General features: G+C 44.3%; 12 protein-coding genes. 8 read left to right on the forward strand and 4 right to left on the reverse strand.

Annotated features, from left to right (window positions below; translation table 11 throughout):
- The first annotated feature begins 136 nt into the window (after positions 1-136).
- The 3 genes from FLAVO9R_RS00800 to FLAVO9R_RS00810 all read left to right on the forward strand — a co-directional run bounded on the left by FLAVO9R_RS00800 (position 137) and on the right by FLAVO9R_RS00810 (position 2,344).
- Positions 137-1,114, forward strand: a complete 978-nt coding sequence (locus FLAVO9R_RS00800) for a class 1 fructose-bisphosphatase (RefSeq protein WP_159528008.1) — start codon at positions 137-139, stop codon at positions 1,112-1,114.
- A 118-nt stretch (positions 1,115-1,232) separates the two neighbouring features.
- Positions 1,233-1,763 carry an inorganic diphosphatase gene (gene ppa / locus FLAVO9R_RS00805; protein ID WP_013785907.1) on the forward strand — a complete coding sequence of 177 codons (531 nt, stop codon included), beginning with the start codon at positions 1,233-1,235 and terminating at the stop codon, positions 1,761-1,763.
- Between the two features lie 98 nt (positions 1,764-1,861).
- Positions 1,862-2,344 carry a DUF3299 domain-containing protein gene (locus FLAVO9R_RS00810; protein ID WP_159528009.1) on the forward strand — a complete coding sequence of 161 codons (483 nt, stop codon included), beginning with the start codon at positions 1,862-1,864 and terminating at the stop codon, positions 2,342-2,344.
- Positions 2,345-2,418: 74 nt separating this feature from the next.
- On the opposite strand, the gene FLAVO9R_RS00815 is transcribed toward FLAVO9R_RS00810, so the two are convergent.
- Together FLAVO9R_RS00815 and FLAVO9R_RS00820 are read right to left on the reverse strand one after the other, a co-directional pair.
- On the reverse strand, positions 2,419-3,120 hold the full coding sequence (locus FLAVO9R_RS00815) for a 2OG-Fe(II) oxygenase (RefSeq protein ID WP_159528010.1): 702 nt from the start codon (positions 3,118-3,120) through the stop codon (positions 2,419-2,421).
- Positions 3,113-3,547 carry an acyl-CoA thioesterase gene (locus FLAVO9R_RS00820; RefSeq protein WP_201299231.1) on the reverse strand — a complete coding sequence of 145 codons (435 nt, stop codon included), beginning with the start codon at positions 3,545-3,547 and terminating at the stop codon, positions 3,113-3,115. The genes FLAVO9R_RS00815 and FLAVO9R_RS00820 overlap by 8 nt, the downstream gene beginning before the upstream one ends.
- Before the next feature lie 170 nt (positions 3,548-3,717).
- Between FLAVO9R_RS00820 and FLAVO9R_RS00825 the strand changes: the two genes are divergently transcribed.
- Positions 3,718-5,217 (forward strand): Hsp70 family protein, encoded by a 1,500-nt coding sequence (locus FLAVO9R_RS00825; protein WP_159528011.1) that lies wholly within the window; start codon positions 3,718-3,720, stop codon positions 5,215-5,217.
- A gap of 115 nt (positions 5,218-5,332) precedes the next feature.
- On the opposite strand, the gene uvrA is transcribed toward FLAVO9R_RS00825, so the two are convergent.
- The gene (gene uvrA, locus FLAVO9R_RS00830; protein ID WP_159528012.1) at positions 5,333-8,167 is read right to left on the reverse strand and encodes an excinuclease ABC subunit UvrA; all 2,835 of its coding nucleotides are present in this window, start codon (positions 8,165-8,167) and stop codon (positions 5,333-5,335) included.
- Positions 8,168-8,378: 211 nt separating this feature from the next.
- Between uvrA and FLAVO9R_RS00835 the strand changes: the two genes are divergently transcribed.
- Genes FLAVO9R_RS00835 through FLAVO9R_RS00845 form a run of 3 tightly spaced genes read left to right on the forward strand, consistent with a single transcriptional unit; the run spans position 8,379 to position 11,257 of the window.
- Positions 8,379-9,719 (forward strand): MFS transporter, encoded by a 1,341-nt coding sequence (locus tag FLAVO9R_RS00835; RefSeq protein ID WP_159528013.1) that lies wholly within the window; start codon positions 8,379-8,381, stop codon positions 9,717-9,719.
- Positions 9,720-9,773: 54 nt separating this feature from the next.
- On the forward strand, positions 9,774-10,367 hold the full coding sequence (locus FLAVO9R_RS00840; RefSeq protein WP_159528014.1) for an HAD family hydrolase: 594 nt from the start codon (positions 9,774-9,776) through the stop codon (positions 10,365-10,367).
- Between the two features lie 29 nt (positions 10,368-10,396).
- Entirely contained in the window at positions 10,397-11,257 is an 861-nt protein-coding gene (locus FLAVO9R_RS00845; RefSeq protein ID WP_159528015.1) for an alpha/beta hydrolase, read from the forward strand.
- Positions 11,258-11,628: 371 nt separating this feature from the next.
- On the opposite strand, the gene FLAVO9R_RS00850 is transcribed toward FLAVO9R_RS00845, so the two are convergent.
- Complete coding sequence (locus tag FLAVO9R_RS00850; RefSeq protein ID WP_159528016.1) at positions 11,629-12,630, reverse strand: LacI family DNA-binding transcriptional regulator; 1,002 nt, start codon at positions 12,628-12,630, stop codon at positions 11,629-11,631.
- Between the two features lie 284 nt (positions 12,631-12,914).
- On the opposite strand from FLAVO9R_RS00850, the gene FLAVO9R_RS00855 reads away from it, so the two are divergent.
- Positions 12,915-13,931, forward strand: a complete 1,017-nt coding sequence (locus tag FLAVO9R_RS00855) for an aldose epimerase family protein (protein ID WP_159528017.1) — start codon at positions 12,915-12,917, stop codon at positions 13,929-13,931.
- Positions 13,932-14,047 lie beyond the last annotated feature (116 nt).

Raw genomic sequence — 14,047 nt, forward strand, 5'->3', positions numbered from 1 at the left:
TCGATGCATTCACGGTTACAATCAATTTAACAAGCATATAAAGCAGTGCTTGTTGGTAATACAAGAGAAAGCCGGTAAGGAAAGCTGCGCGCCTTGTATTGTCATACCCTACACACTAAAAAAAGGCTTAACTAAGATGAAACGTTTAAATTCCCAGTTGCAAGAAGATGGTGCCCCGCTAGAGCTCATATTGCTTATAAGAACCTTGTTGGCGAGCTGCAAAGAAATTTCATTCCGGGTGAGTCAAGGTGCGCTTGCTGGCGTATTGGGTTCTACGTTGTCAGAAAACGTACAAGGTGAAACACAAAAGAAGTTAGATGTTATCTCTAATCACATTATTAAAGATACGCTTCGCGAGTCGGGCTATGTAAAAGCTATTTCATCGGAAGAAGAAGACGATGTGGTACCGTGCCATCCAGATGGGAAATACCTTGTTAGCTTCGACCCACTAGACGGCTCTTCGAACACAGAAATTAACAGCTTAATTGGTACTATCTTCTCAATTACCCACGCACCTCAGTGGATGGAACCCGATGATCCATCAGCGTTTCTTCAGCCGGGTACACAAATGGTTGCAGCAGGTTACGTGCTTTACGGGCCTTCTACTATGCTTGCCCTTACTACTGGGCGTGGCACACATATTTATACCTTAGATAAAACCCACGGTGGCTTCCTACTTACTCACCCCAATATCCAAGTGCCAGAGCAAACCTCTGAGTACTCTATTAATGCATCGAATCAACGTCATTGGGAACCTGCGATGCAGGAATATATCGCCGACTTAATAGCGGGTAAAGACGGTCCTCGTGAGAAAAATTTCAACATGCGCTGGGTAGCAGCCATGGTGGGCGATATTCATCGCTTGTTATGCCGCGGTGGTATTTTCATGTACCCATACGACAAGCGTGACCCATCTAAACCGGGTAAATTGCGTTTACTTTATGAAGCAAACCCTATGGCATTTTTGATGGAGCAAGCCGGCGGCAAGGCAGAAACAGGCGCCGGTCGTATTCTTGAAGTAATGCCTGAAGAAATACATCAACGCGTGCCATGTATTATTGGTTCTAAAGAAGAAGTAGAAACCTGTTTAAGCTATTACGGTAAAAGTGAATAGAGAAATCGCTAAATAAGGACGGTTTTGGTGGTGATTAGCGCTAAACCGTTTTTATTTTGCCGCCGTCACCGTATACTTAGCGCCAAATTTTTTAAAACATCATTGAAAGGACCTTAGAATGAGCTTGAATGATATTCCTGCGGGCAAGAATTTGCCTGAAGAAGTGAATGTAGTTATCGAAATTCCAGCACACGCTGACCCGGTAAAGTACGAAGTAGACAAAGACTCGGGCGCTATGTTTGTTGACCGTTTCATGGCAACTTGCATGCACTACCCAACTAACTACGGTTACGTGCCTAACACCTTGTCTGAAGACGGTGACCCAGTTGACGTATTGGTAATGACGCCTTTTCCATTGCTTGCGGGTTCGGTAATTCGTTGTCGCCCAATTGGTGTTTTGAACATGACTGATGAGTCAGGTAAAGACGCTAAAGTATTGGCAGTGCCAATCGACAAGCTTTCTACTATTTACCGTAAAGTACAAGAAACTGAAGACGCACCTGAGTTGCTGCTACAGCAAATCGAGCACTTCTTCTCTCATTACAAAGATCTTGAACCTGGTAAGTGGGTTAAGATTGACGGCTGGGCTGGTTCAGCTGCCGCGAAAGAAGAAATTGTCGCAAGCGTTAAGCGTTTCGAAGCAGAATAATTCACGCTGCTTAGAAGACATGCTAAAAAGGGGTCGGTGCTGGTAAGTACCGGCCCTTTTTATTTAAAGAGCTACCCTTTTTTATTTAAGTGAGTGTTATGTTGAAAGTCATGGGAAAGGCATTGGTCTTAGCCTTAGTCGTATTGCTTCCGTCGTTCTCTGCGTTTAGCGCCCCAGAACCTATTGAAGTATATTGGGAAGATTTGGTACCTGAAGGGTTTAATGAACTAGCGCCTCCCGCCGTTCAGCACAACGGTGAAATGTCGCAGTTGCAGCCTGATGCGCCAGTAGTTGATAAATTTGATGGTAAGCGGGTGAAAATTCCTGGCTTTGTGGTGCCCCTTGAAGGCACACCTGAACTCACGACCGAATTTTTACTAGTGCCTTATTTTGGCGCTTGTATTCACGTGCCGCCGCCTGCGTCTAACCAAATAGTGTACGTAACTTTTGAAGAGGGTATTCCTCTTGATAATATTTACGACGCAATATGGGTAACTGGCGAACTTACCACTGAAGGGTGGAAAGGTGATATTGCGTCAGTAGGCTATCGGCTTAAAGGGGTTGCGATAAGCGCCTTTTAGGCCAGCGTAAGCTCCTTTTAGGCAGGCCAAAGCTCCTCATGGGCTAAGAGTCCCCTTATAGGCATAAATATAGCCTAGCCTTGTGGTGTATAAATTTGTTCTGCGCGATTGAACAGCAGCCACGAGGTTAGAATGTACTTGTCGTTGCTTTTAGGTATTTGCCCACGGTGAGTATGGGTAAAATAAGCAGGAGCAATCACCATTCTGCCTGCTTCAGGCTTTACTGCTCTATCTTGATAATAAAATTCGGTTTCCCCGCCATCTTCCACATCATTTAAGTAAAACATAAACAGCAGAACGCGATGCAAAGCTTCATTATGAGGCGCTTGTGGGTAAACTTCAGAGTGCCAATAAGGGTAACCGCCGTTACCCGCAGTATAGCGCTGGGCATTAATATCGCCAATTCGAAAGAGGTAATTAACCAAATTATGAAGGTTAGGTTTGCCCACTTCTTCAAAGTTATCACCCGTTAGTTTAACGGGCTCGCCGGTTTTTGGATGGCGAACTGTCAACCCTATTGGGCCAACCAAGGCGTAATAGTATTTCTCAATGTACTTAACCAACTGCTCGCCTGTTAACTGCATGACCTGCTTAAATAAGTCAGCAAACTCAGGCTGTTGAGATATAGACACATCAACACTACGCTTCTTATCTAAATCGACACCGCCGCCCGTTTTCCCTTGGGTAAGGTTTGGGCTTTTTTCAAAGCGCTCAATAAGTTGGGTACACAATTCCGGTGATAAAACATCATCAACAACGTCAATTAAATCAGTCATTAGGTAGCGCCTTAAAGTGTGCTTGTAACGTCGCTTTTATATTGTCAGGAATCGGGGCTGAACGCTGCTGCTGATAATCGAAATGTACCATAGTCGTTACTCCCGTTGAGCACAGGTTACCGTCTTGCCAAAGTTCTTGGTACACATCAAATGCACTGTTACCTAAACGGCTAATATACGTTTTTACGGTAACCGTTTTCCCGTAAAAAATTTGCGCAAGAAAATCGACTTTGTAGGTTGCTAAAATAAGCGGCCAGTTCTGTAAATCCATAGTAGGTGTGAACATTCTGAAGATAGGATCGCGAGCGGCTTCAAACCAGCTGACTAACGCGGTGTTGCTCACGTGTTGCAGGGCATCGGTCTCACAAAACCGTACTTCGAATGACATTTCCATAGGGAAGGTTTCAGATGGAGTTACAGCTGACATATCGCCTCTTATGTTAATCGTAATGTGTCCTCACTTTATCACGCTAAATCGGGTTTTTCAGTAATCTGGCGCAATCTGGGTATACATTAGAAAACCAAATTAAGATGAAAAGTGATCCCAGCGTAATTTTAAATTACAATCTGCGCCAAATTTCTGATTAAACAATAATTATGACTGCAATTGGGATTGATTACGGTACCTCAAATTCTGAGGTGGTGTACTTTGATGGCGCTACCCATAGACATATAAAACTCGACCCGTCACTTGAGCAAGGCAATAAAATTCGCTCGTCTGTATTTATATACTTTGAGGATGAACTGCCGCCTCCGCCTGATGCCATGGTGGAAGCTAAAGTGTCGCAATTGCAGCGTTTAATTAACGAGCAAATAGACAAAGCCAAGCAGGGCTATTACGACGCTAAAGATCCCAAAGAGCAGTCGCGCTATAGCAACCGCATTGAATCGCTTCGTGGTGAATACCATAACCGACCTGCGTTGCAACGTAAGGCTATTCAGCAGCTTGTGCACGCAATGTCGCTGGAAGAAATTCCATTATTACGCTTAGTAGAGCATGGCAAGTTTGCCTTCGGTGAAGAGGGATTTAAGCGCTTTTTAAAAATGCCTGATAAAGGCCGGCTTATTTACTCACCTAAAAACTTTCTAGGCGCATCCCTTGATGGCGACCAAAAAAAGGCGTTTATTGGCATTATCGCCAAACAGCTAGCCTACTTTAAACAGTGTGCCGAAACCCAATTAGAAAAGCCTGTTTCATCGGTAGTTATAGGTCGCCCGGTTAAGTTTCACGGTACTCGAGGTGAAGTGGGAAATACCCAAGCCATTCAAATTATGACTGAGGCAGCATCGAATGCTGGTTTTAGTAAAATTAACTTTTTGGATGAGCCAATTGCGGCAGCGTATAAAATTGAGCAGACATTACCCCGCGACACTACCGCACTTATTGTTGATATTGGCGGTGGTACTACAGATATCTGTTGTATTAATCTTTCACCAGAACGTAATAACCAATTAGATAGAAAGCAGGACGTGTTATCGGTAACCGGAAGACGGTTAGGTGGTATGGATTGTGATAAGAGTTTGTTGCTGAAAGTGGTTGCGCCTGAAATGGGAATGGGGCTTAAAATGATTAATGGCCTGCCTATTCCACCTACTTATTATTCAGATATGTGTGCGGTTGATAATATCCCCGCACTTACTCGGTTCTTCTCTGATGATTACGGCCTAGAGATTTCTCAAACCATGTCAGTAACCAAGAACCCAGAACAATTAGAGCGTTTACTGCTAGTGCAAGAAAACAAATTGTCGGCGCGGGTGGTTAACTCGGTGAGAATGGCAAAAGAACTGCTTTCTAGCAAAGACAAGATCACCTTACCGCTACATTACATTGAAGATGATTTTGATGTAAACATTAGTACCGAAGACTTAAAAAGTGCATTAAAGCCGTGGTTAAGTAAGGTAAAAGCGTTAGTGGTGGAATGTTTAGAGAAAAGCAGCGCGGCACCCGAGGTAGTGATGGTTACCGGTGGTATGAGCTTATCGCCTATTATTATCGACGCACTGTATGAAGAGTTACTGACCGGATTGCCTCGGTTAGAGAACGATGCGTTTAACTCGGTGTGCGAAGGCTTGGCTATTCAGGCATTTAAGTTTTAAAGCGTGGTCAGTTAAGTACCTAAGTATTTAACCGAACTACATAAAAACTACATAAAAAAACGCGCCGACATGGCGCGTTTTTTTGTTTTGATACTAAGCCTTTATGCTCGTCAGCTTAGGCTTGTGCTTCAAGCATCGGCTTTAAGAAGCGGCCGGTATGAGACACTGTAGATTCAGCCACCAACTCAGGCGTACCTTCAGCAATAATTTGACCACCGCCTGAACCACCTTCTGGGCCCAAATCGATGATCCAGTCGGCAGTTTTAATCACATCAAGGTTGTGCTCAATAACTACCACTGTGTTGCCATGGTCACGGAGTCGGTGCAGTACGGCGAGTAACTGTTTGATATCGTGGAAGTGAAGCCCAGTGGTGGGTTCATCCAAAATATACAGCGTTTGGCCGGTATCGCGTTTCGACAATTCCTTGGCTAACTTAACCCGCTGTGCTTCACCGCCTGATAACGTCGTGGCTGCTTGCCCTAAACGAATATAAGCCAAACCTACTTCTTTCAAGGTTTGCAGTTTGCGGGCAATGGCCGGAATGGGGTCGAAGAAATCTCGAGCATCTTCTACCGTCATTTCTAGCACTTCATGAATGTTTTTGTCTTTGTATTTTACTTCTAAGGTTTCACGGTTGTAGCGTTTACCCATACAAACGTCGCAGGGCACGTACACATCAGGCAAGAAGTGCATTTCTACTTTTATCACACCGTCGCCCTGACACGCTTCACAACGACCGCCTTTCACGTTAAAACTAAAGCGTCCTGGCTTGTAACCGCGAGAGCGTGCTTCCTGCGTTCCGGCGAATATTTCACGAATAGGCGTGAAAATTCCAGCGTAAGTTGCAGGGTTAGAACGGGGCGTTCTGCCAATAGGGCTTTGGTCAATATCGACCACTTTATCGAGCTGATCTAACCCTGTCATTGAGGTATAAGGGGCAGGCTCAGAAGTGGTGGCTTTGTTTAATTCGCAGTGGGCGATTTTATAGAAAGTATCGTTAATAAGGGTCGATTTACCAGAACCAGAAACCCCGGTTACGCAGGTCATCACGCCCATAGGCACTCGCAAGTCTACCGACTTCAAGTTGTTACCTGTGGCGCCTTTTAATTCCAACCATTTATCATCTTTAATGGGTGTGCGAACTTCAGGTATAACTATTTTTTCACGGCCAGATAAGTACTTTCCAGTAAGTGAGTCTTCACTTGCTAGAATGTCTTCAAGCTGACCTTCGGCAATAATCTCTCCGCCATGTACACCGGCTCCAGGGCCAATATCCACGATATAATCGGCTTCACGAATGGCGTCTTCATCATGCTCAACCACCAATACCGTGTTACCTAAATCACGCAAGTGTCTTAGGGTTTTCAATAAGCGTTCGTTGTCTCTTTGGTGAAGCCCAATAGAGGGTTCATCAAGAACATACATTACGCCAACTAGGCCAGCACCAATTTGGCTAGCAAGGCGAATACGCTGTGCTTCACCGCCTGACAAAGTATCGGCGCTGCGCGAAAGGGATAAGTAGTTCAAGCCAACGTTAACCAAAAAGCGTAAACGGTCGAGAATTTCTTTTAGAATTTTCTCTGCAATCTGGGCTTTTTGGCCTGTTAGCGATAAATTTTCGAAAAAGTCGTACGCATCGGCAATAGATTTATCAGCAATGGTGGGCAGAGTTGTGCCTTCTATAAACACATTGCGCGCTTCTACGCGCAGGCGTGTGCCATTACAGCTGCTACAGTGCTGTTGGCTTAAGTATTTAGCAAGCTCTTCACGCACAGCATTAGACTCGGTTTCCCTGTAGCGGCGCTCCATGTTCGGAATAATGCCTTCGAACGGATGCTTACGCTCCATCACGTCGCCGCGTTCGTTTATGTATTTAAATGCGAGTGATTTACCTTTAGAGCCATACAACACAATGTCTTTGTGCTTATCGTCTAACTCGCCGAAAGGGCCAGTAAGATCGAATTCGTAATGGTCGGCAACCGATTGCAACATTTGAAAATAGTAATAGCTACGTTTGTCCCAACCACGAACCGCGCCGCCTGCAAGACTTAACTCGTCGTTACCCACCACACGTGTTGGGTCGAAAAACTGTCTTGTCCCTAAACCATCACAGGTTGGGCACGCCCCAGCAGGGTTGTTGAACGAGAACAATCTAGGCTCTAATTCACTAATACTGTAACCACAGTGTGGGCAGGCGAAGTTAGCTGAAAATACAATTTCTTCAGCATCGCTATTGTCCATGTCGGCTACAAGCGCATTCCCGCCAGCCAACGCTAATGCAGTTTCAAACGATTCTGATAAGCGCAATGCAAGGTCGTCACGCACTTTAAAACGGTCTACTACCACTTCGATAGTATGCTTTTTATGTAAATCTAACGGCGGTGGATCGGACAGGTCACATACATCGCCATCTATTCGCGCACGAATAAAACCTTGGGCAGACAAGTTTTGCAGGGTTTTTAAATGTTCACCTTTACGTTCTTTCACGATAGGCGCCAGCAACATTAATTTGCTGCCTTCTGGCATTGCCAGCACCTTATCTACCATCTGGCTCACGGTTTGTGCGTCTAGCGGCACATCGTGGTCAGGGCATCGTGGCGTGCCAACACGGGCAAACATCAAACGAAGGTAATCGTAAATTTCGGTAATAGTACCCACAGTAGAACGCGGGTTATGCGACGTTGATTTTTGCTCAATGGATATAGCTGGCGACAAACCTTCTATATGATCAACATCAGGTTTTTCCATCATAGACAAAAACTGACGAGCATACGCAGACAACGACTCAACGTAACGACGTTGGCCTTCTGCGTATAGGGTATCGAATGCTAAAGACGATTTACCTGAGCCTGAAAGCCCAGTTATCACTACCAGCTTGTCTCGGGGCAGTGTTAAATCGATATTTTTCAAATTGTGGGTGCGAGCACCGCGTATCTCGATTTTATCCATTGAAGCCTAAGTGCGAAAAAAAGAATCAGTATGCCATAGTCGTCAAGCAAATTGATATTGCATTGCATGATCAAGTTATACTGATTGGCTATCAATGAGATCACCTTAAGATTACATTAATCGATTATTGCGAACGTGGGCAGCTTATCAATATATGCTACACTTCGCGCCCACACTATCTGTCAGACTGATTTAGAGGAACGGTACAGCTTTGAACGCTTTGGAATTGCGCGCCTCGCTAGCGCTTGCATCTGTTTATGTACTTCGCATGCTGGGCTTATTTATGGTGATGCCGGTGTTAGCCGTCGCTGCTATGGATTATTCAGACTACTCGCCTTTCATGGTGGGGTTAGCGGTGGGTGGATACGGTTTAACGCAAGCTGCTTTGCAAATTCCAATGGGTATGATGTCTGACAAATGGGGTCGCAAGCCAGTAATTTTAGCCGGATTGGCTGTATTTGCGTTCGGTAGTTTCGTGGCGGCCAACGCTGATACCATGGCCTGGCTTATCGTTGGTCGTATACTACAAGGAGCAGGCGCTATCGCCGGTGCCATTATGGCATTAGCCACCGACGTTAGCCGTGAAAGCCAAAGAGCAAAAGTACTGGCTGTCATCGGCATTGCTATTGGTTTTTCCTTTTATTTGGCTGTGCTGTTAGGGCCATTAATTGCGAACAATTGGGGGTTGGCTGGTATTTTTGCTATCACCGGTGTGTTAGCCATTGTTTGTATGCCTTTGGTTCAATGGATTGTGCCTAATGGCGAAATACTCAGTAGCGGCGATACGCTACCGCAAAAGGGTCAACTAAAACGCTTGGTGTTCTCTTCACAGCTTTGGCGCTTAAACGTTAGCGTGCTTATTTTGCACATGCTTATCACTTTGCTTTTCGTACAACTGCCCTTAACGTTACTTCATTTTGATATGGCTCTTGATAGTCACTGGACGGTGTACTTACCGGTATTAGGTATTTCGGTGGTGGGTTTGGTGATTATGATGGGGATGGCCCGAGGCCGAACACCTAAGTCTTATTTGCTCTTTGCCGCTGTACTTATGGGGGCTGCTTTTGCAGCGCTTAGCATGAAAGACCACAGCTGGTGGGTAACCACAGCTGCTATCGTGCTCTTTTTTACCGGATTTAATTACCTAGAAGCTAACTTTCCCGCCCTGGTATCGAGTATTGCGCCAGCGGGGCAAAAAGGTACGGCCATGGGTATTTATGCAAGCTTCCAATTCTTTGGTGCCTTTTTAGGCGGCATGTTATCTGGCGTTGTGACCAATTTCTGGTCGCCTGAAGTGGCGTATCTGGTTGGCGCAATAAGCACGGTACTTTGGCTCTATGTAATTTGGGGGCTAAAGGAAGTGAGTCGCGTTAAGCGTGTCATGATGAATGGTAGCTTCGACGCTTATCAGCAAGACGCGTTAGAGAAAAATATTTCTTTGGTTCCAGGCGTTTTAGAGGTGACTTTAAACAGTCAAAATGGCACGGTATATTTAAAAGTAAATCGAGATTTCGATGCTACCCAAGCTAGAGCGGTAATTGATAGCGCTTAGTAGAAAACATATTGGCTTTCATTGCCTAGAATAACGAACGTAAGGAGTGCGACCGTGATAGATTTATCGTCTTTTAAAGGCATCATTTTTGATATGGATGGCACCCTAGTCGATTCAATGGGCAGACATATCAATGCGTGGCAAGTGACTTGTGAAGTGTTTGGCTACCCATTTGATGCTGATTACATTCACAGTTTAGGTGGCGTACCCACGCTCGAAACCGTCGAAATGTTGAACGCACGATACAATAAACAAAATGATACAGCAGAAGTGGCAGGCTTTAAAAAGCGCGCTTCAGAAAAGTTGCCCGATATTCCTAAATTAATTCCAGATACCCTTGCCGTATTTAATCACTACATAAAAAGCCATCCTATTGCCATAGGCACAGGCTCTGACCGACAACATGCCGAGTGGTTATTAGGGCACCACAATATTATCGAGCAATTGAAAGCATTGGTAACTGCAGATGACGTTACTAATGGTAAGCCACACCCAGAAACCTTTCTAATGGCAGCCGAGGTTATGAATGTTGCGCCTGAAGATTGTGTTGTATTTGAGGATACTGAAATGGGTCAGCGGGCAGCATTAGATGCAGGAATGGTATGTGTTATGGTAAAAGACGGTAAGATAGTAAATTCATTGGTTTAAGCGAATACCTAGTCTACAAGGATTGTGATATGACATTTTCGAAAATATTCACTGTGGCTGTTATGTCATTAGGCTTAGCCGCTTGCGCGATTAATGTAACCCCAAGCGCTTTTTTTCATCAAGACAATCACACAAAGCCACTGACCACCACAAAGCTACATGCTGCCATTGAGCAAGACCAAACTTCGGCCGGTATTACTCGCGTAGAGATTGATAATGGGCAAGGCCTCACGTTAAGAGGCGTTGCGGTGTCTTACGCCGATCCTGTTGTTAATATTGTTTTTTACGCCGATAACCGTATGCCGGTGAGTGAAAACAACAGTGTGCTGCATCGCTTAGGCAAGATTCCAGCGAATATTCTTTGGATGGATTATCAAGGTGTGGGTGCCAGTGAGAAATCTGAAAAGCTTAGCATTAACGCTATTAAAGCCGACGCATTGACCGTATTCGATTACGCTGAAGGTATTTTCGATAAGTCGCTGCCCACTATTGTGCATGGTCGAGGCGTAGGCAGTTATTTTGCGAGTTACGTGGCAGCGAACAAACCTATCGGTGGGCTAGTGCTCGATGGGGCGTTTAACGATATATCCGATCTTATCGCGAACATGGTACCTGGGTTTTCTAACTCTTTGACCAGCATGAAACTTCACCCTGAAGTGCACTTAATGCAAATAGCGCCTATTTTGAGACACTACGAAGGCCCATTGTGGCTATTAGTGGGTGAGAAAGACGTTATCACCCCATTTAAAATCAGCAAGCAATTGTTAGCTACTGCCGCTAGTGATGCAAAGTACATTAGTGTTGTACCAGGTGCTACGCATAACGCTACACTAAAACACGACTTTGCAATAGAAGAATACCAAAGGTTCATCAGCCATATAAGCCCGTAGAATCAAGGTTTATCGCACTTTCAAGCCTGTGGATAAAGTGTGGATCAAGTTGTTGGTAACTCCCTAAGCTTATAAATTTAAAATAAGATCATGATCTGACTAGACTAACTGGTCAGATCACGTTAGCTCAATTAAATCAAGGGCTGTAGCAAGTTTATTTTAGATCGGCTGATAAGTAGATCTTTAACGGTATAAGGATCGCTAGTGGCGGTGCATTGGGGATAAAAGTTTTCGTTAACTGATCAAGCTCGGTAAGTTGTCAAGATCTATCATTCATGAAATTTTCTAACACATAACAACTTACCCTCATAATTTTCATCTATTGATGAAGGTAAGTTCAACGCCATGTATTAGAGTAAGAAAATAGTACGCTAGACCCGTACCACCGAATCACGCTTAACGACTGTAGGGGTGTATTTAAAGGTAAGACCTTCTTCGGGTTTTGCCCCTGCAGCATATTTCAGCGCTAGCTCTGCGGCTTTAGCAGCCATCATTTCTATTGGATAACGCAAGGTTGTCAATTTAGGTCGGCAATATTTAGCTAATAGCACATCATCATAGCCCATCACCGACACTTGCTCGGGGACTGCAATGCCATGGTCTTGTAACATGGTCATTGCACCAGACGCCATCGCATCATTATAGGCAAGCACCGCAGTAAATTCAGCGCCAGTAGCGAGTAAGTTCTGCATGGCTAATTCACCACCTTCTTGATCTGGGGTCGCATACTCAATCATGCTTTCAGGTAAGGTAAGCTTGGCTGCTTCGACAGCGGTTACGATGCCTTCTAACCTGTGATTAGGGTCATCAATGCGGTATTGACTACTTATTACCGCCAAACTTTTATGTCCTTGGTTGATCGCGTGTTCAGCCATCAGGCGTCCACCAGTTACGTTATCTAACCAAACGCAACGATTAGCAATTTCAGGGATATAGCGGTTGATTAGTACAAAGCCCGGTACTTGCTTAGCAAAGTCGATAAGGCTTTTATCATCCAATGCTTTGCTGTGAACCACCATGGCTTCAACGCGGTGTTCCAGCAAAATTTCGATAGCCCGAAGTTCGGTTTCTTTTTCTATAGAGCCCGCACTTAATAGAATTTGAACGTTATTCTTACGAGTAACGGTTTCTACACCATGGGCAAGCATAGCGAAAAAAGGGTCGTGAAGTTCAGCCAACACTACGCCTAACGACGCACTGCGCTTAGTCACCAAAGCTCTGGCATTCGCATTGGGTCTATAACCCATTTCTTCCATGATGAGTTTTACCCGTTGACGAGTATCTTTGCCAACTTTAGGGCCGTTATTTATAACGCGAGAAACGGTAGCAAGCGATACACCTGCAGCCTGAGCAATGTCTTTAATCGTAGCCATACAGAAAAATTAGCAATTATTATTAGGTTATAGAAGTGAAGACACGCAGTTTAGATTGGCCGGTAAGCACTTTTGCTACTCAATTTCGCCAAATTGGCTGCAACTATCCTCTGTTATGGCGTACAGCGTACAGTATATTTACAAAAAAACATAAAAATGTTGTGCGAAATAGCACTATAAACGGAGTAAGAAAACGTATACCCTCCTTGCTGTTGAGGTCGTGCCAGCCTGTAAATTAAAAAATGGTAATCTTCATTTCTTGCAAAAAAGGTTAATGCATTGTTATGAAAGTTGAAGCGTCTAATTTTGGTGTCGTTGATGGTGAGAAAGTCACCCTTTATATGTTAAGTAATTCACAAGGTATGCAGGCAAAAATTTTGAATTATGGCGGCATAATTCACGAATTAAATGTGCCAGATGACCAAGGTAAGCTTCATGCTTGCGTGCAGTCATATTCAACCATAGATGGCTATGTAGACGATCCCAGTTATAGAAATGCAATTGTAGGGCGTTTTGCTAACCGCATTGGGCATGGAAAGTTCACGTTGGAAGGCACTGAGTATCATCTCGATAAAAATGGAGGTGAACACAACTTGCACGGCGGTATTCCAGGATTCCACAAAAAAATGTGGGAAGCTAAGGCAGAAACGCATGCAGACAGTGTTTCGTTATCTTTAAGCTTGCGTAGCCCCGATGGCGAGGGAGGTTTTCCTGGCAACGTAAACGTTGAGGCTGTTTATACCCTAAATGATTCTAATACGTTATCGCTTTCATTAAACGCTACCACCGACAAAGCGACCCCTTTCAGCCTCACCCAGCATGCTTATTTTACGCTAAGTAAAGATAAAACAGTGGGAAGCACCTTTGTGCAAATAGACGCAAAGAAGGTTACCGATGCAGACAATACCCTGTTGCCAACAGGCAAACTTGTAGAAGTAGCAGATACGCCGTTCGACTTTAGTGCACTAACGCGGGTGAACGAAAACAGCGCGAAATCACATGATTTGTATAATTTAGTGGGTGGATACGATCATAACTTCGTACTAAATGAAGCGGTTGCTGGAAAACCTCAGGCTCAAGTTTTTGCTGAAGATACACACCTGCAAATGGATTTATACACCGACTTGCCGGGTATTCAGTTTTACACTGGAAGTTTAGAAACTGATAGTCAGCTTGGCGCATTATGCTTAGAGCCTCAGCACTTCCCTGACGCACCAAATAAGCCACAGTTTCCTGATTGCATCATTTATCCGGAAAAACCCTTTAACGCTGAAATTCGGTATCAATTTAAACTGAATTAAACGAAAAATAGTACATGTGAATTGTTAATTTATTTAACAATACATTATCTTTATTCGATAATTGATAATCGGTTGCCCTTACTATATCATTGAGGGTAAACGTTTAACCTATTGGT

The organism is Alteromonas sp. 38 (assembly GCF_902506055.1).
Lineage (GTDB): Bacteria > Pseudomonadota > Gammaproteobacteria > Enterobacterales > Alteromonadaceae > Alteromonas > Alteromonas lipotrueae.